The organism is Yoonia maritima (genome assembly GCF_002933395.1).
Classification (GTDB): Bacteria; Pseudomonadota; Alphaproteobacteria; order Rhodobacterales; family Rhodobacteraceae; genus Yoonia; species Yoonia maritima_A.
In genome coordinates this window covers 128,889-150,406 of sequence record NZ_PKFN01000011.1, presented here as the reverse complement: position 1 = coordinate 150,406, position 21,518 = coordinate 128,889, and the positions used below count along the sequence as shown (strand labels likewise).

24 protein-coding genes are annotated in these 21,518 nt (G+C 53.5%); 7 read left to right on the top strand and 17 right to left on the bottom strand.

Annotation, left to right across the window (positions count from 1 at the left end):
• Both CYQ09_RS15600 and greA read right to left on the bottom strand, forming a co-directional pair.
• Entirely contained in the window at positions 1-903 is a 903-nt protein-coding gene (locus CYQ09_RS15600) for a hypothetical protein (RefSeq protein ID WP_106746313.1), read from the bottom strand.
• Between the two features lie 12 nt (positions 904-915).
• On the bottom strand, positions 916-1,386 hold the full coding sequence (gene greA, locus CYQ09_RS15595; protein ID WP_106746312.1) for a transcription elongation factor GreA: 471 nt from the start codon (positions 1,384-1,386) through the stop codon (positions 916-918).
• A 206-nt stretch (positions 1,387-1,592) separates the two neighbouring features.
• On the opposite strand from greA, the gene CYQ09_RS15590 reads away from it, so the two are divergent.
• Positions 1,593-3,242: an electron transfer flavoprotein-ubiquinone oxidoreductase gene (locus CYQ09_RS15590; protein WP_106746311.1), complete on the top strand. Its 1,650-nt coding sequence runs from the start codon at positions 1,593-1,595 to the stop codon at positions 3,240-3,242.
• Between the two features lie 5 nt (positions 3,243-3,247).
• Positions 3,248-3,679, top strand: coding sequence for a DUF1493 family protein (locus CYQ09_RS15585; RefSeq protein ID WP_106746310.1), 432 nt, complete (start codon positions 3,248-3,250; stop codon positions 3,677-3,679).
• A 39-nt stretch (positions 3,680-3,718) separates the two neighbouring features.
• Here the strand turns inward: CYQ09_RS15585 and CYQ09_RS15580 are convergent, their stop codons facing one another.
• Entirely contained in the window at positions 3,719-5,380 is a 1,662-nt protein-coding gene (locus CYQ09_RS15580; protein ID WP_106746309.1) for a mucoidy inhibitor MuiA family protein, read from the bottom strand.
• Between the two features lie 157 nt (positions 5,381-5,537).
• Here CYQ09_RS15580 and CYQ09_RS15575 point away from each other — a divergent pair, with 157 nt between their 5' ends.
• The gene (locus CYQ09_RS15575; protein ID WP_239495973.1) at positions 5,538-6,422 is read left to right on the top strand and encodes a DMT family transporter; all 885 of its coding nucleotides are present in this window, start codon (positions 5,538-5,540) and stop codon (positions 6,420-6,422) included.
• On the opposite strand, the gene CYQ09_RS15570 is transcribed toward CYQ09_RS15575, so the two are convergent.
• From CYQ09_RS15570 to CYQ09_RS15560, 3 genes are all read right to left on the bottom strand, one after another.
• Positions 6,419-7,312: a DMT family transporter gene (locus CYQ09_RS15570; RefSeq protein WP_106746308.1), complete on the bottom strand. Its 894-nt coding sequence runs from the start codon at positions 7,310-7,312 to the stop codon at positions 6,419-6,421. The genes CYQ09_RS15575 and CYQ09_RS15570 overlap by 4 nt on opposite strands.
• Positions 7,313-7,385: 73 nt before the next feature.
• Entirely contained in the window at positions 7,386-8,408 is a 1,023-nt protein-coding gene (locus tag CYQ09_RS15565; RefSeq protein WP_106746307.1) for an aspartate-semialdehyde dehydrogenase, read from the bottom strand.
• Between the two features lie 404 nt (positions 8,409-8,812).
• Entirely contained in the window at positions 8,813-9,271 is a 459-nt protein-coding gene (locus CYQ09_RS15560) for an Lrp/AsnC family transcriptional regulator (protein ID WP_106358905.1), read from the bottom strand.
• Positions 9,272-9,401: 130 nt separating this feature from the next.
• On the opposite strand from CYQ09_RS15560, the gene ald reads away from it, so the two are divergent.
• Positions 9,402-10,520 carry an alanine dehydrogenase gene (gene ald / locus CYQ09_RS15555; RefSeq protein WP_106746413.1) on the top strand — a complete coding sequence of 373 codons (1,119 nt, stop codon included), beginning with the start codon at positions 9,402-9,404 and terminating at the stop codon, positions 10,518-10,520.
• A 47-nt stretch (positions 10,521-10,567) separates the two neighbouring features.
• Here ald and mscL read toward each other — a convergent pair whose 3' ends face one another.
• Entirely contained in the window at positions 10,568-10,996 is a 429-nt protein-coding gene (gene mscL, locus CYQ09_RS15550) for a large conductance mechanosensitive channel protein MscL (RefSeq protein WP_106746306.1), read from the bottom strand.
• Positions 10,997-11,147: 151 nt separating this feature from the next.
• Here mscL and CYQ09_RS15545 point away from each other — a divergent pair, with 151 nt between their 5' ends.
• The gene (locus CYQ09_RS15545; protein ID WP_106746305.1) at positions 11,148-11,852 is read left to right on the top strand and encodes a glutathione S-transferase family protein; all 705 of its coding nucleotides are present in this window, start codon (positions 11,148-11,150) and stop codon (positions 11,850-11,852) included.
• On the opposite strand, the gene CYQ09_RS15540 is transcribed toward CYQ09_RS15545, so the two are convergent.
• The 10 genes from CYQ09_RS15540 to pyk all read right to left on the bottom strand — a co-directional run bounded on the left by CYQ09_RS15540 (position 11,844) and on the right by pyk (position 20,352).
• The gene (locus CYQ09_RS15540; protein WP_106358909.1) at positions 11,844-12,296 is read right to left on the bottom strand and encodes a YtoQ family protein; all 453 of its coding nucleotides are present in this window, start codon (positions 12,294-12,296) and stop codon (positions 11,844-11,846) included. The two genes, CYQ09_RS15545 and CYQ09_RS15540, sit on opposite strands and share 9 nt — an antisense overlap.
• A gap of 43 nt (positions 12,297-12,339) precedes the next feature.
• A complete protein-coding gene (gene pheT, locus CYQ09_RS15535; RefSeq protein WP_106746304.1) occupies positions 12,340-14,736 on the bottom strand; it encodes a phenylalanine--tRNA ligase subunit beta in 2,397 nt (798 codons plus the stop codon).
• Between the two features lie 95 nt (positions 14,737-14,831).
• Entirely contained in the window at positions 14,832-15,260 is a 429-nt protein-coding gene (locus CYQ09_RS15530; protein ID WP_106746303.1) for an ASCH domain-containing protein, read from the bottom strand.
• 126 nt (positions 15,261-15,386) lie between these two features.
• Positions 15,387-15,998: a hypothetical protein gene (locus tag CYQ09_RS15525; RefSeq protein WP_106746302.1), complete on the bottom strand. Its 612-nt coding sequence runs from the start codon at positions 15,996-15,998 to the stop codon at positions 15,387-15,389.
• The gene (gene pheS, locus CYQ09_RS15520) at positions 15,999-17,063 is read right to left on the bottom strand and encodes a phenylalanine--tRNA ligase subunit alpha (protein WP_106746301.1); all 1,065 of its coding nucleotides are present in this window, start codon (positions 17,061-17,063) and stop codon (positions 15,999-16,001) included. It abuts the gene before it with no gap.
• Positions 17,064-17,142: 79 nt separating this feature from the next.
• A complete protein-coding gene (locus tag CYQ09_RS15515; RefSeq protein WP_239495972.1) occupies positions 17,143-17,862 on the bottom strand; it encodes a hypothetical protein in 720 nt (239 codons plus the stop codon).
• Positions 17,863-17,957: 95 nt separating this feature from the next.
• A complete protein-coding gene (rplT, locus tag CYQ09_RS15510; protein WP_106746300.1) occupies positions 17,958-18,320 on the bottom strand; it encodes a 50S ribosomal protein L20 in 363 nt (120 codons plus the stop codon).
• A 17-nt stretch (positions 18,321-18,337) separates the two neighbouring features.
• Positions 18,338-18,538: a 50S ribosomal protein L35 gene (rpmI, locus tag CYQ09_RS15505; RefSeq protein WP_045997239.1), complete on the bottom strand. Its 201-nt coding sequence runs from the start codon at positions 18,536-18,538 to the stop codon at positions 18,338-18,340.
• A 110-nt stretch (positions 18,539-18,648) separates the two neighbouring features.
• Entirely contained in the window at positions 18,649-18,873 is a 225-nt protein-coding gene (locus tag CYQ09_RS15500) for a hypothetical protein (protein WP_106746299.1), read from the bottom strand.
• A gap of 33 nt (positions 18,874-18,906) precedes the next feature.
• Complete coding sequence (gene pyk, locus CYQ09_RS15495) at positions 18,907-20,352, bottom strand: pyruvate kinase (protein ID WP_106746298.1); 1,446 nt, start codon at positions 20,350-20,352, stop codon at positions 18,907-18,909.
• A 118-nt stretch (positions 20,353-20,470) separates the two neighbouring features.
• Here pyk and CYQ09_RS15490 point away from each other — a divergent pair, with 118 nt between their 5' ends.
• A complete protein-coding gene (locus tag CYQ09_RS15490; protein WP_106746411.1) occupies positions 20,471-21,208 on the top strand; it encodes an N-formylglutamate amidohydrolase in 738 nt (245 codons plus the stop codon).
• Positions 21,209-21,219: 11 nt separating this feature from the next.
• Positions 21,220-21,513 carry a DUF1244 domain-containing protein gene (locus CYQ09_RS15485; RefSeq protein WP_106746297.1) on the top strand — a complete coding sequence of 98 codons (294 nt, stop codon included), beginning with the start codon at positions 21,220-21,222 and terminating at the stop codon, positions 21,511-21,513.
• The last annotated feature ends 5 nt before the right edge of the window (positions 21,514-21,518 follow it).

Sequence of the window (21,518 nt, the reverse complement as noted above, 5' to 3'; positions counted from 1 at the left end):
TTATTCAAAGCTGCCTTTCACGCGGGCAAGCAGCATAAAGGCGCGTGCCGTCCGGGTTTCAGCCAAGGCAAGCAAATCATCATCGCTGGCGTTGATTTCAAAGGCCGCGACGGTCTGATCAAAGCGGCGCAAAAAATGCGACATAGAATCACGGAAAATCGTGTCTTCGGTCATCCGTTTGGCAGTTGGTACCAGATGCGCAGGATCATTCACACCACCCAGCCCAGCGATACCCTCACCACGCTCGCCCTTAGCAAATCGGCGCCATAGGTCAGGATGCGTGGGTTCCGCATGAAGATCATCCATATAGATGCCGTCCTGCGACAGTAGTGTCAGTACATCTTGGCTGGATTGCACGATCTGACGCGCATCGGGGTCGCGCAGTGCACAGCGAAGTGCGGCAAAGCCTTCGACGTCTTCTTCGTTGTCAGGAAAGTTCAAGGCGCGGACTAAATCGATATGAGATAATTGCTGAGTAGGTGGCGCGGGCTCAACCGGTGCTTCGATCACGGTAAGCGGTGCCTGCATTTCAGGAGGCTGACGGCGGGCCGTCGCACTGGGCCCTGCAGCAGCAGGGCGTTGGGGGGCAGGCTGCGACACACGCGTCTGCCGCATCGCATCAAGCGCGGCTTGCATGCGGAATGCTTCGTCACGCGACACGCGCTGCGCACGGGCAACAACTGCGACAACCGCAATCATTGCCACAGGCATAAAAACCGCCACCAACAGCATCATAAAACGCAAACTATCAAAGCCAGCTTCAGTGAAAATACCCGGAGGTAGTATCACAAAAAACAAGCCAACGATGACTAGCCAACCAACCGAAAGCCCCAGAGCCATTCGGTCAAACTGTGTCAAACCATCGCTACCTGTCGTCGATCCGCTCTGCGATCGTCGCGCCATAACAAGGCACCCTTACTTATATATAATGCTAAGAATTTCATAACTACGCACACCACCTGGCGTACGGACTTCAACGCTGTCGCCTTCATCTTTGCCAATCAAGGCACGAGATAGCGGCGACTGCATATTCAGCTTACCGCTTTCGATGTCGGCTTCATACTCGCCCACAATCTGATAGGTCTTTTCTTCGTCGGTGTCTTCATCGACCAGTTCAACTGTCGCACCAAATTTCACGGTGCCCTTTAGCTTGGCCACGTCGATCACGTCAGCCAGTGAAATTACGCCTTCCAGCTCTTTCACGCGGCCTTCGATAAAAGACTGCTTTTCCTTCGCAGAATGATATTCCGCGTTCTCGGACAGGTCGCCGTGTTCGCGGGCTTCGGCGATGGCGCGAATGATGGCGGGGCGTTCAATCGTTTTCAGGTGCTTCAGTTCAGCATCCAATTTGTCAAAGCCTGCGCGTGTGAGTGGAATTTTTTCCATAGTGCATCCGCTCCCGGGGTAAAAAGTGTCAATCGAACGTTCATAGCCTAAGTGGGGTGATCAAAGTCAAGCCTTATGCCGTGATCACGTGTCGCGGTATCTAGTTTTGACGTTGTGTCTTGATTGCCCCACAATCCCGCATCAGGTAACCCTTGCTGCAACCGATTAAAAGGGGGCAGCAGTCCCAACAAGTGAAGGATTTCTAGATGGCCGAGATTGAACGCGAAGCGATGGAATATGACGTAGTAATCGTTGGCGCAGGGCCTGCTGGCCTATCAGCGGCGATCCGCCTCAAGCAACTTGACGCCGATCTGGATGTCGTTGTTCTGGAAAAGGGATCTGAAGTTGGCGCACATATTCTATCCGGCGCGGTGCTTGATCCGGTCGGCCTGAACAAATTAATCCCTGATTGGAAAGAAAAAGGCGCGCCGCTGAACGTGCCTGTCGAAAACGATAATTTCTATATGCTTGGCGAAGCAGGCCAAATTCGCGTGCCGAATTTTGCTATGCCGCCTTTGATGAACAACCACGGCAACTACATTGTGTCGATGGGCAACGTCTGTCGCTGGATGGCCGAACAAGCCGAAGAGTTGGGCGTCGAAATCTTCCCCGGCATGGCCTGCTCTGAATTGGTTTACGGTGACGACGGCGAAGTCAAAGGCGTCGTTGCTGGCGAATTCGGCAAAAATGCAGACGGCACCCAAGGCCCATCCTATGAACCCGGCATGGAACTGCACGGGAAATACGTGTTCCTGTCCGAGGGCGTGCGCGGTTCACTATCAAAAGAAGTCATCGAGAAATTCGCGCTAAGTGCGGGCCACGACGTTCAGAAATACGGCGTTGGCATGAAAGAGATCTGGGAAATCGACCCAGCTAAGCACAAAGAAGGTACCGTCACCCACACGATGGGTTGGCCTTTGGGTGGAAACGCGGGCGGCGGATCGTTCATCTATCACCTTGAAAACAATCAAGTCTATGTCGGCTTTGTGGTTCACCTGAACTATAAAAACCCCCACTTGTTTCCTTACATGGAATTCCAACGCTTTAAGCATCACCCAATGGTCGCCGACCTGCTTAAGGGCGGTAAGCGTATCGCTTACGGTGCCCGCGCAATTACCGAAGGCGGCTATCAGTCGATGCCAAAGCTGACATTCCCCGGCGGCGCGCTACTGGGTTGTTCTGCGGGCATGGTCAACGTTCCACGTATCAAAGGCAACCATAACGCAATGCTATCAGGCATCGCGGCTGCCGAAGCAGCGGTCGAAGCATTCAAAGACGGCCGTCAAAGCGACGAACTCACCGATTATGAAACCGTCGTACGCGATGGCGAAATCGGCGATGACCTGAAAAAGGTGCGCAATGTGAAACCACTTTGGTCGAAATACGGTCTACTTGCTTCGTTGGCTGTCGGCGGCATGGACATGTGGACCAACACATTCGGTTTCTCGCTACTTGGCACCCTCAAGCACGGCAAATCCGACGCAGATGCCACCGAAGAGGCCAGTAAGCACAAGGTTATCGACTACCCCAAACCTGATGGCACGCTGTCATTTGACCGGCTTACAAACGTGGCATTCAGCTTTACCAACCACGAGGAAAGCCAACCTGCCCACCTGCACCTCAAAGACCCATCAGTGCCGGTTAACATCAACCTGCCCAAATACGCTGGCCCCGCCGCACGCTACTGCCCGGCAGGCGTCTATGAGTACGTAGAGGAAGAAGGCAAAGACACCCGCTTTGTCATTAACTTCCAAAACTGCGTCCACTGTAAAACCTGTGACATCAAGGACCCAAGCCAGAACATCAACTGGACAGTCCCACAAGGTGGCGACGGGCCGAATTACCCGAACATGTAACGCATATGGGCCGTCGTGAAGAAATTTTAGAGCACCTGTCCGTATATAACTTTCGCGGGCAGGATAGCTTTGATCTTTCGGATGTATTTATTGGAAATGGCATTGAAGGCGACGATGCTAATGAACTGATAGATGACTTCGCCAAGCGCTTTGATGTCGATATGGGCGGCTTCTTATATTACTTCCACTACGTTGGTGACGAACCGCCGGGGCATCGGCGTGTACTGCCAATCGACCGCCATGGTCAGGTGTATCCATTCATCCCTGTCAGCTTAGACATACTGACTGCCTCGGCAGAGGCTGGAAAGTGGATCCTAGCTTACCCTGATCATGAAGTACGGACGAGCCTGCGCTCGAAGCTCGTCCTGTTTGGCTTTTTGACGCTGTTGGCAGTGTTAATTATCGATTTCATTTGGCGAACTTTCATCACCAAATGAAACTGTACAACTCCGCTAGCGTTTTAGACCCGGACATTCCTATTGCAGCACATACCCGCTTGGCCACGTAAGAGTATAATCCAACGTAATTTCTTGCGTTTTACCAGCCGGCACTGACAAATCCCATTCAAGAATACCACGACGCCCTTCGGGGTTCGTGCGCGTCACAGTCGGGCTAGCGGTGACTTCGACCTCTAGGTCGTCTTGTTCCGAATATGGCACTGCATCACGCAGCAGCACGTCCCAGTCTTGGCCAGTCAGGTTTTCGACCGTAATTACGGCCTCTTCTTCCAACTGGTTGCTGCTGGAAAACACGCCGCGCTCGCCCTCTGACTTGTTGGGTGTCATTCGGTTCAGCACGATACCATCCAGTGGACCAAAGCCCATTTGGGTCTCTGCACCGGTTGCAATCATGGGCAAGCTAGAGAACCCAATCATTGTGCCGTCAGCAAACATCAGCGTCTTTCCGGGCAGCAGCAATTCTTGCGTATCATTCGTGAACTCTGCGACGCGGTAGGCGATGTTGTCGCGACTCGGGGCGGCTTCGGCCCAAATATCCGCATCAAGCGACAGTGTATCTAGCGGCAACCGCAAGTCATCCACGCCATTGCGAATGCTCACGCGACCCGGATAGGTATAGGTAACCGCTGCACCACTAAAGTCCGCCGTCGCTTGCACGCTCGGCGCGGGTGCTAGCGGCGAAGCCAACGACCCCATGATATCCGAAGCCTCCATGGATATCTCATCTTCCATCGTGCGCATCATCTTGTCACGCTGCAACTCATCTTCAGAAACGATCCTGCGCAGTGGCGCCCAAACGCCGCTTGGGGCAATTTGTTCGCCCGGGCGTGCCGTAGACAGTACCAGTTTAACATCTGTCCAGTCTTGACCCGTGTGTTGGCCCACCACCACGGACCTATCTAAATCAAGCGTCGGCGCATCCCCCGTCGTCAGCCGCATATCGTAAACCGGGGACCAATTCGCGAACCCCTCTTGCGTGCTGACGTCAATCGTCACCTCGCCTGCCTCTGCCGTGACAACCGAAAAGGTTAAGACCGATCCGTCCTGCTCTGGCGCCATCAACGCGTTAAGCGCGCGCTGTGCATCATCGAGCGCTTCGACATCATCTTCACGGGCGCGTTCAGACGCCTGCGCCTCTTGTTCCGCTTCAAAGGCGGCCTTGCGAACCGCAAGCGTTTCAGCCCCGACCATTTGCGCAAGTGCCTGAATATCGGTGATGCTACTCGTGGTTAAGGTTTCACCAGCACTGGCCTGTGACAGACTTTGCAGGAACGCGATCTGTTCTTCGGCGGCTATCACTTGCAACCGAATTTCTGCAATCTCTGCGTCACGCTGACGTAACACATCTTCTAAACGCGCAACCTTGTCCTTTGCAGCCAGAATTTCGGACGATGTCTGATCGGGCGTCACCGGCAAACGGTCATGTGCAAGACTAACCGCGCCAAGCTGAACGCCCTGCGGGGCAGAAAGGCGCAAGCTTTCGGTCGCAAGCTGTTCAGGAAGGCCGGGCACGATGATTTCATGTTGACCAGTAGGTAAATCCAACGTGACCTGGCGGGTCACCGTGGCCAGCCCCGGATAGATCGTGACTGCATCAACGCTGGCCTCGCCAGTGAATGTATCGGCAAAGGCGGGAGCGCAGAGCGCGATAAGGCTTGTGGTCAGAAGTGGGCGAAACATATGAGTTCTCCTGCAAATTTCGCTAGATAGTTGTACACTGTATGACGCACGTCACGGGGAAATCCTTGGTCGCCATCGAAAATTATTTTTTAATGTTCAATTGACCATCAACCCAAAGCCGCTCACACATGGCCGTCCCACTCTCAGCAGGATCAGCATGCAAGACCAACACACATTGGATCGGCGTGCCAATTTAATTGGTAGCCTATGGATGATCGCTGCAATGGCGTGCTTTGCAATTGAAGACGTATTTGTCAAAGCAGCCGCAGTGACCCTACCCGTTGGGCAGCTCTTGATTTTGTTTGGCACCGGGGGCGCGATTGTATTCGCCGCAGCGGCATTCCTAACGAAAACACCGCTTCTTAGCGCTGATGTCGTTTCGCGCCCAATGCGGATCAGGGTCCTATTCGAGGTGATGGGCCGTCTATTCTATGCGCTGGCTATTGCGCTTACCCCACTGTCATCTGCGACAGTAATCTTACAAGCCACCCCGATTGTCGTCGTCGCAAGCGCCGCTTTGTTTTTTGGTGAAAAGGTCGGGCTACGCCGCTGGATCGCAATTGTTGTCGGACTGATTGGCGTGCTTATCATAATCCAACCCGGCAGTGATAGCTTTTCTGCGCTATCCATTTTGGCGGTGCTTGGGATGCTCGGCTTTGCAGGTCGCGATCTAGCAAGCCGCGCGGCGCCTAAGACGCTAGGGACGGCCGCACTTGGGTTTTACGGGTTTCTTGCTGTCGTGATTGCTGGGGTGATTTATGCGTTTTATGAAGGCGTAGCCTTCGCAACCATCACACCAGTCGCAGCCCTACACCTTTGCGGCGCGTCATTGGTCGGGGCAGCCGCCTATGCCGGGTTGATGAAAGCAATGCGTACAGGTGAAGTATCCGCTGTGACCCCGTTCAGATATGCGCGGCTGCTGTTCGGAGTCGCCTGCGGCGTCCTTATTTTCAAAGAAACCGTCAGCACCAATATGTTGTTCGGCAGTGCGTTGATCGTGGCATCTGGCTTAATCATTATGTGGCGCAGTAAACCCCGCTAATGACGTTGAAGGTGCGACTTCACCGCGAGACACACACCCGCAAGGATGATCATTGCAATACCGATCATCGATATACCGTCAGGTAGATCGCCAAAGACCAGCCAACCCAACAATGCCGCCCAAACCAAATGCAGGTAATTCACCGGCGCGATGAGTGACGCTGGCGCATGACGGTACGCGACTGCAAACAGAAAATGTCCAGAAGTCGCAAACATACCAAGCAAAACCATTGCGCCAAAGTCAGGCAAGCTTGGCAATGGGCCGCTCAGCGTTGGTAGCGCGGACAGCGTAAAGAATACCGCCCCCACCAGCGTAACATGAAAGATCATTGCGATGCTGGTTTCTGTCCGCGACAACACGCGCGTCAGCAAGTGATAGGCCGTAGCGCATGCTGCATTTAACAGCGCCCATAGCACCCCCATCGGATCAAGCCCGCCACCGGGTCGCATGATCAACAGCACGCCGCAAAAGCCAAGGATCGCAAAGAACCAGCCTACCGGCGTAACCTTTTCGCCCAACAATGGCACTGCAATCGCCATTACCGCGAACGGAGAAACGTACATAATGGCGATGGTTTCACCGATTGGCATCAGCCGCAACGCCAACCCCATCGTTAACGATGCCAAAGCCAGTGTGCAGCCTCTTAGCAGCACCAACCCCGTGCGCTCCGTTTTCCAAAGTCTGGATCGCAAGCGTGGCCAAACAAAGACCGTGAGCAAAATAAGGCTCGCCAAATACCGCACAGCGACGATCATCGGAATTGGATAACGGGCAGTCAGCCCCTTGGTCAGAACATCACCCAGCGCAAAAAATAGCACGGCCAGCGCAACAAGCGCGACCCCGACCAATGGGCGCGCATCAGGTTCGGCACGCGTCAAAAAAGTCGCCATGATCACCCCCACCGTTTAGACACAAAAAAGGGCGCCGAAGACGCCCTTTCGTTATCAATACTAAAACGGGTTGTTACCCCTTTTTCAAGCACTCACGACCCAACACTTCGGCGATCTGTACCGCGTTCAGTGCGGCACCTTTGCGCAAATTGTCTGACACGCACCATAGGTTCAGGCCATTGTCGATTGTGCTGTCTTGACGGATACGACTGATGAAAGTCGCGAAATCACCGACACATTCGACCGGTGTGACATAACCACCATCTTCGCGCTTATCGATCACCATGATACCCGGTGCTTCGCGCAAAATTTCGCGCGCCTCGTCTTCGTCTAGATGATCTTCGAATTCGATGTTGATCGCTTCTGAATGGCCAACAAATACGGGCACACGTACGCAAGTCGCGGTGACCTTGATGTTCTTGTCGACGATCTTTTTCGTTTCCGCGACCATCTTCCACTCTTCTTTGGTGGAACCGTCTTCCATGAACACATCAATGTGCGGAATGACGTTAAAGGCAATCTGTTTGGTAAACTGGCGCGCGGGCTTGTCGTCGGTCGGGTTGTAGATCGATTTGGTTTGATCCCAAAGTTCGTCAGCGCCGCCCTTACCAGCGCCAGATACGGACTGATATGTGCTTACCACAACGCGTTTGATCGTTGCGCGGTCGTGCAACGGCTTCAGCGCCACAACCATTTGTGCGGTCGAACAGTTCGGGTTCGCGATGATGTTTTTCTTTGAATAGCCGTGAATTGCTTCGGCATTCACTTCGGGAACAATAAGCGGCACATCAGGGTCATAGCGGTACAGCGAAGAGTTATCGATAACAACACAACCAGCCGCTGCGGCCTTTGGCGCGTATTTCTTTGTCGCGTCGGAACCGACTGCAAAGAGAGCCATATCCCACCCAGCAAAATCAAAGGTATCAAGATCCTTTGTTTTCAAAGTCTTTTCGCCAAAGCTAACTTCGCTGCCCAGCGATTTACGACTAGCCAACACGGCAAGTTCTTCGATGGGGAATTCCCGTTCATCAAGGATGTTCAGCATTTCGCGGCCCACGTTTCCGGTGGCACCCACGACGACGATTCTATAACCCATTTGGCTGGCTCCTTCGTTATATCAAAGGCCTATTAACGCGCTAAGCCGTTAAGGGAAAGGGGCACGCTGCTGTCCGCGAATTTAATCGGGACACGTCAGTGCTATGCGCAGCCATTTCAACAGGAACCCGGGGCAATGACACCTTCCGAACATGCCCAAACCGGAACGCCGTAAAGCTATACCTTTGCTTCGGCACTGATACCTTTGGATACATAACAATTATGAAATATTTGACTACGGTCCTTCAAAGCAGCAAACAGTGAGACCTTCCATTTCATTCTTTCGCATTGGGGCCGCAGCAAAATGATTGGTTATGCTACGAAAACAACGAATGACAACTGCCTACAGATGGCGGTGGCGCGCCATACTTCCCCAACCCCAAACCGATTTGGGGTAACAAATGCCTAAACTGGCAAAGCTGTTGTATTACGCACTGTTCGCAAGGCGAACGAAGACTGCATTTGCGCGACCCCCGGTAACCGAGCCAGGTATCGGCGGTGAATACGTGCAAAATCTTCGGTGTCGTTTGCGACAACCTTTAGCAAATAGTCGGCAGTTCCAGCCATCAAATGACATTCAAGAACATCAGGCACCAATGCAACGGCGCGCTCGAATGCATCCAAAACTTCATCCGCTTGTGCGCTTAAAGTTATTTCAACGAACACGGTTGTTGGCAGACCTACCTTACGCGGGTTCAAAAGCGCCACATAGTCGCGAATATAGCCTTCTTTTTCCATGCGCTGCACGCGGCGGTGGCACGCCGAAGGTGACAGGTTTGCAACCTCAGAAAGTTCCGCGTTGGATACGCGCCCCGTCTTTTGCAAAACCTGCAGGATTCGCCGATCAATCGTGTCTAGGTCCATTTCACGCGCAATCATGTTGTTAAAAGCCAAAGTTACGCACGATTTTACTGCCGATACCACCACAGACAATCAAAATACCCAGAAAAATGCGTCAGAATGCGCTTAGGGTTGTAAATAGTAGGAGATGTACATGCATATTGGCTGCCCCAAAGAGATAAAACCTCAGGAGTTTCGCGTCGGCATTACCCCGAATGCAGCCCAAGAGGCGATCGCCCATGGGCATTCCGTCACCGTCGAAACCGGCGCAGGGACCGGCGCAGGCTTCGCCGATCAAGCGTACATTGACGCAGGCGCCACAATTGTCGGCACCCCCGCTGAGATCTATCGCAGCGCAGAAATGATTGTGAAGGTCAAAGAACCGCTATCACCAGAACGTAAAATGCTACGCGAAGGGCAGCTTCTTTTTGCGTATCTTCACCTTGCAGCGGATATAGGACAGACTGACGATCTGCTGGACTCTGGCGCCACATGTATCGCCTACGAAACCGTGACCGATGATGCAGGGGGTTTGCCCCTGCTCGCGCCGATGTCAGAAGTCGCGGGTCGGCTTGCGCCGCAAATGGGGGCGTGGACCCTTCAAAAGGCAAATGGCGGTCGTGGGGTTCTTATGGGCGGTGTTCCCGGTGTTAGTCCTGCAAATGTTGCGGTTCTTGGTGGGGGTGTTGTTGGCACGCAGGCGGCCAAAATCGCTGCTGGGATGGGCGCAGATGTAACTGTCGTAGACCGCTCGCTTCCTCGGCTTCGCTATTTAGACGAAGTGTATGGCGGACGTTTCAAAACCAATTTCGCAAGCGCAGGTAACATCATCGACCTCGCAAAAGAAGCCGACCTGATTATCGGTGCCGTGCTCATTCCGGGGGCCACAGCACCCAAATTGCTCAGCCGCGCGCAACTGTCTGAACTTAAACCCGGTGCTGTGCTTGTCGATGTCGCTATTGACCAAGGCGGATGTTTCGAAACATCACGCGTTACGACCCATGAAAACCCGATCTACAGTGTGGATGGGGTCATGCATTATTGCGTCGCCAATATGCCGGGCGCCGTTGCGCGTACGTCTACCATCGCGTTGGGAAATGCCACGATGCCTTATATGCTTGCCTTGGCGGACAAAGGTTGGAAACAGGCCTGTAAAGACGACGAACACCTTTTGCGTGGCTTAAATATTCACGCAGGCAAAGTAACTTATGCCGCAGTCGGCAAGGCGCTGGATCTTGACGTACTACCGCCAATTTTAGCGCTTAAAATATAGAAAGGGCCCGTCGCAATGACGGGCCCTCATGCTTAACAACGTTAAGCTTATTTTTTCAGTGCAACCAAGATTTCAGCCAACAGTTCTTCTTGTGTTGGACCTTTTGGTGCTTCTGGTGCTGCTTCTTCTTCCTTCGCAGCGGCATCTTTCGCACGGTTCACCATCTTAACCAGCATGAACACAACAAATGCGATGATCAAAAAGTTGATGACTGCCATGATGAAAGAACCATAAGCAAAGATAGACGCACCCGCTTCGCGCGCAGCTTCCAAAGACGCGCCAGCTGGCACTTCACCGGCAAGAACAGCGTATTTATTTGTAAAATCAACACCACCAGACACAAGGCCGATGATTGGGTTAATCAGGTCACCAACAAGCGATGACACAATCGCTGTGAAGGCGGCACCAATGATGATACCAACGGCCATGTCCATGACATTGCCTTTGGCGATAAAGTCTTTGAATTCGTTGATCATGTGTTGTCCCACTTCCTTTTTGGCGCGCTGATCCTACGCCAGCTGCGCATGTGCGCACATATTTACGCAGTTTTACGAACAAAATCATGGGTTTTATTTCCGTGCGTTCCCCCTACTTGAAAACAACGAAGCCACACAAAGGATTCAACTGATGATTGATACTGCAAATTTTCCGATTACCGAACGTTGGCCAGCCCAAGATAAATCGGTCATTCAACTTTACTCTTATCCCACTCCAAACGGGGTCAAAATTTCTATCGCGCTCGAAGAAATGAACCTGCCCTACGAGGCGCACCTGGTGACGCTTAGCGACGATGACGTGAAAAGCCCGGCGTTCTTGTCGCTTAACCCAAACAACAAGATTCCAGCTATTGTTGACCCCAACGGACCCGATGGCCCGATTGGCATTTTCGAAAGTGGTGCCATTCTACTTTATCTGGCTGAAAAAACTGGAAAATTCATCGGTTCAACTGCAACTGATAAGGCACGTGTCACCCAGTGGCTGATGTTTCAAATGGGCGGCCTCGGGCCGATGCTTGGGCAGATGGGTTTCTTCTATAAATTCGCGGGTTCCCAGATCGAAGATCCCCGCCCGCGCGAACGCTATCGCGATGAGGCAATCCGCCTTTTGAACGTGCTTGAAAAACAGCTAGATGGGCAAGACTGGGTCGCCGGTGATTACTCTATCGCGGACATGGCAATTGCGCCTTGGGTCAACGCGTTAGAGTTCTATGGCACCAAGGACGAAGTCGGCTATCACGATCTGAAAAACGTGCCTGCATATGTTGAGCGGTTTTTTGCACGCCCAGCAGTCCAAAAGGCCAAGACTATCCCTGACCCGAATGGATCAGCTTGATAGGGGCAGCTGTCCGCTGAGCACGTAGCGCAAAATATCAACGACCTGCGCCGGCTCTTGCACAACAGCAAGGGCCGCTGCGTCGACTTCTTTCAGGGCGTGCTGGTGGTCATCGCCATGCATCACGATCAGTGACTTGCCAAGCGCAGCGGCGTATCCCGCATCAAAGGCTGCATTCCACTGTTTATATTTGTCACCAAACCGAACAACAACGATATCAGCGGTTTCAATCGCGTGGCGGGTGCGGATCGCGTTTAGCTTAGCACCTTTGTTGTCATGCCAAAACTTGTCCGGCTCTGCGCCCATGATCGCAACACCGCAATCATCAGACGCCGCATGATCAGTCACCGGAGCAGAAAAGCTGACGTCCAGATCACCCGCCGCTGCCGTGATTTGGTCACGCCAGTCAGTGTGGATTTCACCCGACAAATATACCTTTAGCATTTTCTGCTCCTTTAATTGCTTCAAACTATACGCAGTCGCGGTATTATCCGCGCAGCGTTCCGCCTGTGGCTTTGGCTACCTTCTCGACGATCTTCGCGCTGACCGCTTCGATATCCGCATCCTTCAGCGTTTTGTCTTTGGGCTGCAGGCGTACTGTTACGGCAAGGGATTTCTTGCCTTCACCCAAAGCGCCACCGATGAATTCGTCAAAAACGCGCACATCAGTGATCAACCCTTTGTCTGCCCCTGCAGCAGCGTTGACCAACGTCAGCGCCTCGACATCTGCGTCAACGACAAAGGCAAAGTCACGCTCGACCGCTTGCAAGTCAGTCGCGGCAAGCGCAGGACGCGTTGCAGATTTGTTTTTCGGCGTCGGGATTTCATCCAACCAAACGGTAAAGCCAACCGCTGGGCCTTTGATATCCATCTCGCGCAGCACCTTTGGGTGCAATTCACCAAAGACAGCCAGAACCTTTTTTGGGCCAAGGCATACTTTACCGTGACGGCCGGGGTGCCACCATTCTCGCGCACCACGTAGGATTTGCACCTTTGTAGGCGCACCAATCGCGGCCAACACAGCCTCAACATCTGCCTTGGCGTCATAAACATCAACCGGACGGGACGTGCCATGCACATCCTTAGGGCCAGTGCGGCCGATCAAAACACCAGAAACGAGGTTATGCTGTTCGCCCGGTTCACCGCCGTGAAAGGCTGCGCCAACTTCGAACAATGCCATATCCATGAAACCACGCGCCTGATTACGGGCAGCAGCACGCAACAGACCGGGCAGCAACGCAGGGCGCATATGCGACATTTCCGAACTAATCGGGTTCTCAAGCATCGTCGCATCATCGCCACCCCCAAACAGCGTCGCTGCCTCACGGTCGATAAAGCTGTAGGTGACGCATTCGTTGTAACCAAGCGCAGCAGCAGTCCGGCGCGCGTTTTTCTGGCGGCTTTGACCGTCTGTCAGAATTGGTTTTGGCACGCCAGCATCCATGCGTGGCAGCGGCTTACCTTCGAGCTTGGTCAGCGACGCGATACGCGCGACTTCCTCGACCAGATCAGCCTCGCCCTGAACATCGGGCCGCCATGACGGCACATGCGCCATGTTACCCTCGAGCCTAAAGCCAAGCGCAGTCAGTGTCTGACGCTGTGTGCTTTCTGGGATATCCATCCCCACCAGACTGATCAAACGCTTGGCATCCAGCTTATAGGCGCGTGCGGTATCAGGAACCTCGCCTGCTTGAACAACCTCGGATACCTCACCACCAGCGTGATCCACGATCATACGCACAGCATGCTCTAACCCTTCGGGTGTAAAGGCCGGATCGACACCGCGTTCAAAACGATACCGCGCGTCCGAATTAATCTTAAGCGCACGACCCGCGTAAGCGATCTGGATCGGATCCCAATAGGCGCTTTCAACGAACACGTTCACAGTATCTTCGGTGCATCCAGTGTCGGCGCCCCCCATGATGCCAGCGATGCTTTCGACCGACTTGTCGTCAGAAATGACCATTTGGCCAGCCTGCAGTGTGTATTCTTTGTCGTCCAGCGCAGTGATGGTTTCGCCACCCTTAGCACGATGAACACGCAGGTTACCCGCGACCTTGTCCGCATCGAACACGTGCAGCGGACGGTTCAGATCATATGTGAACCAGTTCGTCACATCGACAAGGAAACTGATCGGACGCAAACCAATGGCGCGCAGCTGCTGCTGAAGCCATTCCGGGCTTGGTCCGTTTTTAACGCCTTTGATCAAGCGACCGTAGAAAACGGGACAGCCATCAAGCGTATCGTCATCGATTGATACGGTCATGTCAGATTTGAACGATGCCGCGACAGGATCAACCTCGCACGGTTTCAGCTTACCCAGACCGCGCGCTGCCAGATCACGCGCAATTCCACGAACACCCAACGCATCGGGACGGTTCGGAGTAATCGCGATTTCAATCATGGGATCGACCTTAGACGGATCGTTCGCTGCCAGCCAATCAGCAAAGTTCTCGCCGACTTCGCCAGATGGCAGTTCAATGATGCCGTTATGTTCGTCGGATAGCTCCAGCTCTTTTTCAGAGGCCATCATGCCAAAGCTATCAACGCCGCGGATATTGCCAACCTTGATGGTGATATCCAGACCGGGAATGTAGGTGCCGGGTTTCGCGAGAACGACAGTAATACCTTCGCGTGCGTTCGGTGCGCCACAGACGATCTGTGTCTCGCCCTCGTCCGAAATTACCTTACAAACCTTCAGCTTGTCCGCATCAGGGTGCTTTTCTGCGTGCACGACTTTGGCGATGGTAAAATCGCGCAGCTTTGCGGCCGGGTCTTCGATACCTTCGACCTCAAGACCGAGGTCGGTCAGCGCTTCCTCAATTTCCGCAACGGATGCGTCAGTTTCAAGGTGGTGTTTCAGCCAGGAGAGGGTGAATTTCATGGGTCCGGTCCTGCGGTTTAAATAGGTTAAACAGGGCTTACCGGATTACGCAGCAAGGGGAAAGACCGTAGGGTGGGGTTTACCCCACCGACACCCTAAAGTTCACGCCCAGCAAGATCCTCAACCAATTCGAAATGTTCGAACACGAGCATCATTTCAGGGTCAAAGTCACCGTTGCGTTTGAAATAGGCCTTGTGCGATTTTCGCCACGCCAACAACGTATCGTCTTCGCCCTCGGCCAGCGCCATTTCTTCGGTTACGTCGCAATAGCGGACTGCTTCGACGCCCGTGGTGCGGATGACTAGCGCAGGCGTGCCGTCCCAGTTGGCGGCAATATCGCAGCGACCAACGACGGGCATGGAATCAGGGTCACCATCGAATTCAGAAAGCGCACCACAGGTCGCGCGCTTCTTGCCCTTGCGGACAAGCGCGATCAGATGCTGGCACAGCTCTGGTCCATCACCAAACCGAAACGTCCCCGCGCCGGGGTATGTGTCTTGCAGGTCTTCAACGTCATTGGTCATGTGGTTTCCATTCATTCAAAACAGAGGGCATCGTTCGGACCTCGGGGTGGGTGCAAAGCGCCCTCCCCATGAGGGAGGTCCGGGCGCTGCCCGGCGATGCCGGGCGACGGGGCTATAGATTGGCCGCTAATACTTGAACGGCCATTTTTGACCAAATTCGTCTTCTCCCATCAGAGTAACAAGTTCTTCAAAAGCTTTAATCCTGTTACCACGTGTCTGATCAAAAACTCCCTTTAAATCGTTAGTAAATTCCGAAACCGATACCTCATCTCTTCCGGCATATTTCTTCCTCTGCTCATCTAGCGTCCCAAGAAGTTGATTCATGTGCAGGTTTAATTCGGTAGTTTTCTTAATTATCACAGGCGATGCTGTAAGATACGCCTTAACTCGTAGCTTTCGCGCCTCTTCCATCAAGTCTATCACATAGAAAATATTTACGTTTTCGTTGCCACCACACGCGGTTCGGAAATTGGAAATTTTCGCCTCAAGCGCCACCCAGTCAGTGACAAACGCTTGGTAACTACTCCGGGACTCAGACCGTAATTGAAGCCATCGATCTCGTTCCTTTTGCCAAGGATAGACGACGAATGCGATAATGAGCGCTGTACATGACCCGATAACACCTGGCACAAATCGATCAGAAACCAAATGTCCAGCGTCCAGCCAAACACAGAATGCTATACTCATAGAAAAGCCCGCTAGTGCGGCAAGTAGAGCAATCTGCGTATCTTTTCTCACCTAAAGCCCGCCATGTAGCGTCGGCACTTGCAGCGCACCAAATCCATAGTGCCGCAGCCAGCGCAGGTCGCTGTCAAAGAACGCGCGTAAATCAGGAATCCCGTATTTCAACATCGCAATCCGGTCGATACCAACGCCAAAGGCAAAGCCTTGCCACAGGTCAGGGTCGATCTTGGCGGCTTGCAGCACTTTGGGGTGGACCATGCCGGAACCCAGAACTTCGAGCCAGCCATCGCCTTCGCCGACCTTTAGTTGCCCATCAACCCATGAACATTGAATATCAACTTCGGCTGATGGCTCCGTGAAGGGGAAGTGGGACGCGCGGAAACGGGTCTTCACGCGGGCACCGAAATACGCGCTAAAGAATTCTTCCAGCGTCCATTTCAGGTTTGCCATGCTGATGTCTTTGTCGATGGCCAAACCTTCGACTTGGTTAAACATCGGCGTGTGCGTCTGGTCATAATCCGCACGATACACGCGGCCCGGGCAGATGATGCGGATCGGGGCGCCGTTGGCCTCCATGCTCCGGATCTGAACCGGGCTGGTGTGCGTGCGCAAAACATGCGGCGGCCGGTCGTCACCATCGGCGCGGTGTGTATAGAACGTGTCCATCTCGGCCCGCGCGGGGTGGTGGCCGGGGATATTCAACGCATCAAAGTTATACCAATCAGATTCGATCTGCGGGCCTTCGGCGACAGAGAAACCCATGTCGGCAAAGATCGCGCTGACTTCTTCAGTCACTTGGCTGATCGGGTGGATCGAACCTTCGCGACGATCACGCGCGGGCAACGTCACGTCCAGCCATTCACTGCGCAGACGTTCATCAAGCGCGGCATCAGCCAGCGCCGCCTTTTTACCCGCGAGGGCGCTGTTGATCTCGTCTTTGAGGGCGTTCAACGCGGGACCTGCTGTCTGGCGTTCTTCTGGGGTCATCTTACCCAGCTCACGCATTTTCAGGCTGATCTCGCCTTTTTTGCCGACGGCTTGCACACGCAGGTCTTCGATTGCGGCCTCATCTGCGGCATTGGCAATCAGGGAAAGGTATTTAGATTTCAGATCGTCCATGGCGCGCCTCTTACAACTGTCCAAGGGGTGCTAGCGAAATGGGGGCTTGGTTGCAAGCTCATGCAGGCGCGCATCACTATCAGCCGGGCGCGATTTTTGTGATCTCGGACTGGAAATGCGCCAACGTAACCGTCGCCCGGTTTCCGGCAATACCATGGTATTTCGATCGTCCAGTCGATGTCGGCAGCCCAGCCCAAATACTCGCAAGGTTGTTCATGAAGCGTTGTTGGCTTAAATCACCAGCCAGAAACGCCCCAAATCCAGCATCATCAAGCAAGACATCAGCGAGCTGATCCTGCATCGCAGGGCTAAACTGATCGCTGCGCCGTGCGCCAACCTGCGCAACAACACGCGCAAGCGTATCTGGGATAAACTGATATCTGCCAATCGCATGTGGCTGGCCGGGCGTTGCAGCGATCCAATCAAAAATTTCGCCAATTGTCATGTCTGTCGGCCGCTTGCGCGGTTTAATTACCGCCCCATGCTGCACCGCGTCATAGCCCGCAACAGGAGATTCCGCCTGCCCAATAATGCTACGCAATCGCTGAACAGCGCTAGGATCTGCCTGTCTGACCACCACCGGAGGCGGCGCAAAGAAACTGCCATCAATATGCCCACTGAAAAGGCTCGCACTTGTGGATTTCGGAGCAATGGAAACACCGTCCTGCACGAAAAGCCCCCGCACCTGACCAAACGCGCCATCACCCACTAAAGACCCCGATTGCCCCCAACAAGCCAAAGGTGAAATCGCAGTCACCCAAACGAATATCAAACGTAGCATCATCATTGCGTACAGCATCGCGCAAATTCGTTGCTTTTTCGTTTCGAAATACCCTGCAACGAAAAAAGGCCACCCAATGGGCGGCCCTTGATCAATTCTTGGTACTCGGCAGCTTAAGCAGCCAGAGCGTCCTTAGCTTTGCCAACGATTGTCGCGAATGCATCGGGTTCGTTCACGGCAAGATCAGCCAGAACCTTACGGTCGACTTCGATGCCAGCCAGTGTCAGGCCATTGATGAACTTGGAGTAGTTCAGTGTTTCGTCAACCGAACGAACACCTGCGTTGATCCGCTGAATCCACAAAGCGCGGAAGTTGCGCTTGCGATTGTGACGGTCGCGTGTTGCATATTGGTTGGCTTTGTCGACGGCCTGTTTAGCGACTTTGAAAGTCTTTGACCGGCGATCATAATAACCTTTGGCAGCGTCGAGAACTTTTTTGTGACGACGATGTGTGACTGTTCCGCCTTTAACGCGCATATCCTAATTCCCTCTAATTAACGTGCGTAAGGCATCATTGATTTAACGATACCTTCGTCAGCTTTGCACAACGTGGTTGTGCCACGTGCGTTACGAAGGAACTTGTTCGAGCGTTTGATCATGCCGTGCTGTTTACCCGCTTGGGCAGCAACGACACGGCCAGAAGCCGTCGTTTTGAACCGCTTTTTGCAGCTCGATTTTGTCTTCATCTTCGGCATTTCCGTCTCCTCTTTGGGTCGGTCGGAAGCGCGACTCGGCATGCCATACGGGCCGGACGCGCGGGTTGAGACGCGCCGTATAGGACGCATCATTCAAATAGGCAAGGGATTTAGAGCAGATACCGCCCCACGACATCAACAAATACGTCGTCAATCGTCGCGAATCCGTAAACCCCGGGATTTTCCTGCATTGCATAGGCAACGCTGACACCCCCAACGACGGCAAACATGATCGCCACACGCGGAAAACGCCTGTCCGAAAACGCGCTGATCAAGGCTGGAATTGCGAAGGCGCAGCATAGCACGCCTACAACAAAAATCAGATCATAATCCATTTAGCGCGTTCCCGTTTTCTTACAGGCGGCAGCTTAATCTGCTTCGGCTGGGAAAATCAAACGTTCATCGCAGGGCGCAACACGAAGGATGTTTGTAGAACCGGGCGTGTTAAACGGCACCCCAGCGGTAATCACAACCATATCTTCTTTGTTCGCCAGCTTCAGGCTCGTTGCTGCGCTAACCGCAGCAAGAACCGCGTCTTTAAAGCGGTCAACAGGGCCGGTAACAACGCAGTTCGTCCCCCAAGATAGGCACAGACGACGGGCTGTTCCGATTTGGTTCGTCATCGCAACGATTGGAACCCGCGGGCGTTCTCGCGAAACAAGCAAAGCTGTTGTACCAGATTGAGAGAAACAGCAGATTGCTTTAACGTCGGTCGTTTCCGCAATTTCACGCGCCGCAGATACGATACCATCTGCAACTGTTATCCCATCCGTTTTCCGCGATGCTTCGATGATCTCGGTGTAGGTTGGGTCTGACTCGACCTCACCCGCGACGTTGTTCATCGTGCTTACCGCTTCAATCGGATACGATCCGGCAGCGGATTCCGCAGACAACATGATCGCGTCTGCACCTTCGTAAATCGCATTTGCAACGTCGGATACTTCGGCACGTGTCGGCATCGGTGAATCAATCATTGATTCGAGCATCTGCGTCGCCACGATGACCGGCTTTGCCGCAGCACGTGACTTGCGGATCAGTTGTTTTTGGATGGGCGGAACAGCGTGAACAGGCAGTTCAACGCCCAGATCACCACGAGCAACCATGATGCCATCACTGACCTTTAAAATCTCATCAAATGACTTTACGGCGTTTGGCTTTTCAATTTTCGACAAAATCGCGGCACGGCCTTTGGCAAGCGCGCGCGCTTCTTCGACGTCGGCAGCACGTTGCACAAACGACAGCGCCAACCAATCAACACCCAGCTCACATACAAATTCGAGGTCTTTGCGGTCTTTTTCAGACAAGGCCGCCACCGGCAAGGTAACATCAGGAACGTTCACGCCCTTGCGGTTGGAAATCGTGCCGCCAACGATAACTTCACAATCAGCAAAGTCGCGACCGCAGTCTTTGACGCGCAGCTTAATCTTACCGTCATTCACCAACAGATGCGCGCCGGGCTCTAGCGCGTCGAAAATCTCTTTGTGAGGCAACTTAACGCGGTTCACGTCGCCTTCGGCGTCGTCCAGATCAAGCCGGAATGCAGCGCCTTCGACCAATTCCTCTTCGCCGTTGGCAAAAACACCGACGCGCAACTTTGGCCCCTGTAAATCAGCAAGAATGGAAATCGGGCTATCCATGTCTTTTTCAACTTGGCGGATAATCTCGTGACGGACCTTAATTTCAGCATGATCACCATGTGACATGTTCAGGCGGAAAACGTCTGCGCCTGCTTCATGCAATGCGCGGATCATCTCATAATCATTGGAAGCTGGGCCAAGTGTGGCGACGATCTTTACGTTACGGTGGCGTCTCATGATTTTTCCTTCGTGCGGCTATGCCGTTAGCGATAACAGGTGGCTTGTTGCCCTTATTACGCAATTCCAATCCTATCACAACTAGCCTAAATCGGGTGACAAAGGAATGACACCAAAGATGACACACTCTGCTTACCAAATTATTGATAAAAACAGGTCCGGGCGATGGCTGGTTAGCTGTGATCATGCGACTAACCATGTCCCAGATTGGATCAGTAGCGGCGACCTTGGGCTTCCCCATGACGACATGCAGCGCCACATCGCATATGATGTCGGTGCAGCTGGGGTGACCCGACATTTGGCAGAGGCATTGGACAGCCCAGCCATTCTATCAAACTTCTCGCGGCTTGTGATTGACCCTAACCGGGGCGAAGACGACCCAACATTGCTCATGCGCCTTTATGATGGAACCATCATACCCGCGAACCGTCATGCCGATGCGGTTGAAAAGGAAAAGCGGCTGAAGCAGCTTCACCGCCCCTATCACAACGCCTATGCGGAACTAGCTGCAAAAATGCAGGACCCCGTGATCTGCGCGGTCCATAGCTTTACACCGCAACTGCGCGGACGCTCAGCGCGCCCTTGGGAAGTTGGTGTTCTTTACGCGCATGATGAACGGCTTGCGAAACCATTCATCGAAGCCTGTATCAATCAAGGTTGGTGCGTTGGAGACAACGAACCCTACTCTGGCCACCTCAAAGGCGACGCTGTCGACCGACATGCGCTACAGCACGGACGGCCAAACGTTCTTATCGAAGTGCGCAACGACCTTATTGCTGAAGAAGCCGGACAAATCCTTTGGGCGCAGCGATTAGCACCTATATTGAAAAAAGTACTCGCCCAGACTGGGCTTTGACGGAGAACACCATGGACGACCAAACTCGCATCGAAATCGAAGCCGCAGCATTCCGCCGCCTACGCCAGCACCTTCTGGAAGACCGCCCCGACGCGCAAAACATCGATATGATGAACCTTGCCGGTTTCTGCCGTAACTGTCTGTCGCGCTGGTACCAAGAAGCCGCGAACGCGCACGGCATTGAAATGGACAAAGAGCAAGGCCGCGAAGCGTTCTACGGCATGCCGTTTGCTGAGTGGAAAGCGAAGCACCAGACCGAAGCGAGCGCTGAAGCCAAAGACGCGTTCAAGAAGTCACACGGGTAGAACGC

What these genes read in the sequence shown, in the direction of transcription:
- rplT (WP_106746300.1), bottom strand. Translation starts at nt 18,320, where the DNA reads ATGCGCGTTAAAGGCGGAACAGTCACACATCGTCGTCACAAAAAAGTT.
- mscL (WP_106746306.1), bottom strand. Translation starts at nt 10,996, where the DNA reads ATGATCAACGAATTCAAAGACTTTATCGCCAAAGGCAATGTCATGGAC.
- pheT (WP_106746304.1), bottom strand. Translation starts at nt 14,736, where the DNA reads ATGAAATTCACCCTCTCCTGGCTGAAACACCACCTTGAAACTGACGCA.
- CYQ09_RS15575 (WP_239495973.1), top strand. Translation starts at nt 5,538, where the DNA reads ATGCAAGACCAACACACATTGGATCGGCGTGCCAATTTAATTGGTAGC.
- CYQ09_RS15565 (WP_106746307.1), bottom strand. Translation starts at nt 8,408, where the DNA reads ATGGGTTATAGAATCGTCGTCGTGGGTGCCACCGGAAACGTGGGCCGC.
- CYQ09_RS15570 (WP_106746308.1), bottom strand. Translation starts at nt 7,312, where the DNA reads ATGGCGACTTTTTTGACGCGTGCCGAACCTGATGCGCGCCCATTGGTC.
- greA (WP_106746312.1), bottom strand. Translation starts at nt 1,386, where the DNA reads ATGGAAAAAATTCCACTCACACGCGCAGGCTTTGACAAATTGGATGCT.
- rpmI (WP_045997239.1), bottom strand. Translation starts at nt 18,538, where the DNA reads ATGCCGAAGATGAAGACAAAATCGAGCTGCAAAAAGCGGTTCAAAACG.
- ald (WP_106746413.1), top strand. Translation starts at nt 9,402, where the DNA reads ATGCATATTGGCTGCCCCAAAGAGATAAAACCTCAGGAGTTTCGCGTC.
- CYQ09_RS15530 (WP_106746303.1), bottom strand. Translation starts at nt 15,260, where the DNA reads ATGACCAATGACGTTGAAGACCTGCAAGACACATACCCCGGCGCGGGG.
- CYQ09_RS15580 (WP_106746309.1), bottom strand. Translation starts at nt 5,380, where the DNA reads ATGTTTCGCCCACTTCTGACCACAAGCCTTATCGCGCTCTGCGCTCCC.
- pheS (WP_106746301.1), bottom strand. Translation starts at nt 17,063, where the DNA reads ATGGACGATCTGAAATCTAAATACCTTTCCCTGATTGCCAATGCCGCA.
- CYQ09_RS15490 (WP_106746411.1), top strand. Translation starts at nt 20,471, where the DNA reads ATGACACACTCTGCTTACCAAATTATTGATAAAAACAGGTCCGGGCGA.
- CYQ09_RS15600 (WP_106746313.1), bottom strand. Translation starts at nt 903, where the DNA reads ATGGCGCGACGATCGCAGAGCGGATCGACGACAGGTAGCGATGGTTTG.
- CYQ09_RS15500 (WP_106746299.1), bottom strand. Translation starts at nt 18,873, where the DNA reads ATGGATTATGATCTGATTTTTGTTGTAGGCGTGCTATGCTGCGCCTTC.
- CYQ09_RS15560 (WP_106358905.1), bottom strand. Translation starts at nt 9,271, where the DNA reads ATGGACCTAGACACGATTGATCGGCGAATCCTGCAGGTTTTGCAAAAG.
- CYQ09_RS15540 (WP_106358909.1), bottom strand. Translation starts at nt 12,296, where the DNA reads ATGCTAAAGGTATATTTGTCGGGTGAAATCCACACTGACTGGCGTGAC.
- CYQ09_RS15485 (WP_106746297.1), top strand. Translation starts at nt 21,220, where the DNA reads ATGGACGACCAAACTCGCATCGAAATCGAAGCCGCAGCATTCCGCCGC.
- CYQ09_RS15585 (WP_106746310.1), top strand. Translation starts at nt 3,248, where the DNA reads ATGGGCCGTCGTGAAGAAATTTTAGAGCACCTGTCCGTATATAACTTT.
- CYQ09_RS15515 (WP_239495972.1), bottom strand. Translation starts at nt 17,862, where the DNA reads ATGCTGTACGCAATGATGATGCTACGTTTGATATTCGTTTGGGTGACT.
- pyk (WP_106746298.1), bottom strand. Translation starts at nt 20,352, where the DNA reads ATGAGACGCCACCGTAACGTAAAGATCGTCGCCACACTTGGCCCAGCT.
- CYQ09_RS15590 (WP_106746311.1), top strand. Translation starts at nt 1,593, where the DNA reads ATGGCCGAGATTGAACGCGAAGCGATGGAATATGACGTAGTAATCGTT.
- CYQ09_RS15545 (WP_106746305.1), top strand. Translation starts at nt 11,148, where the DNA reads ATGATTGATACTGCAAATTTTCCGATTACCGAACGTTGGCCAGCCCAA.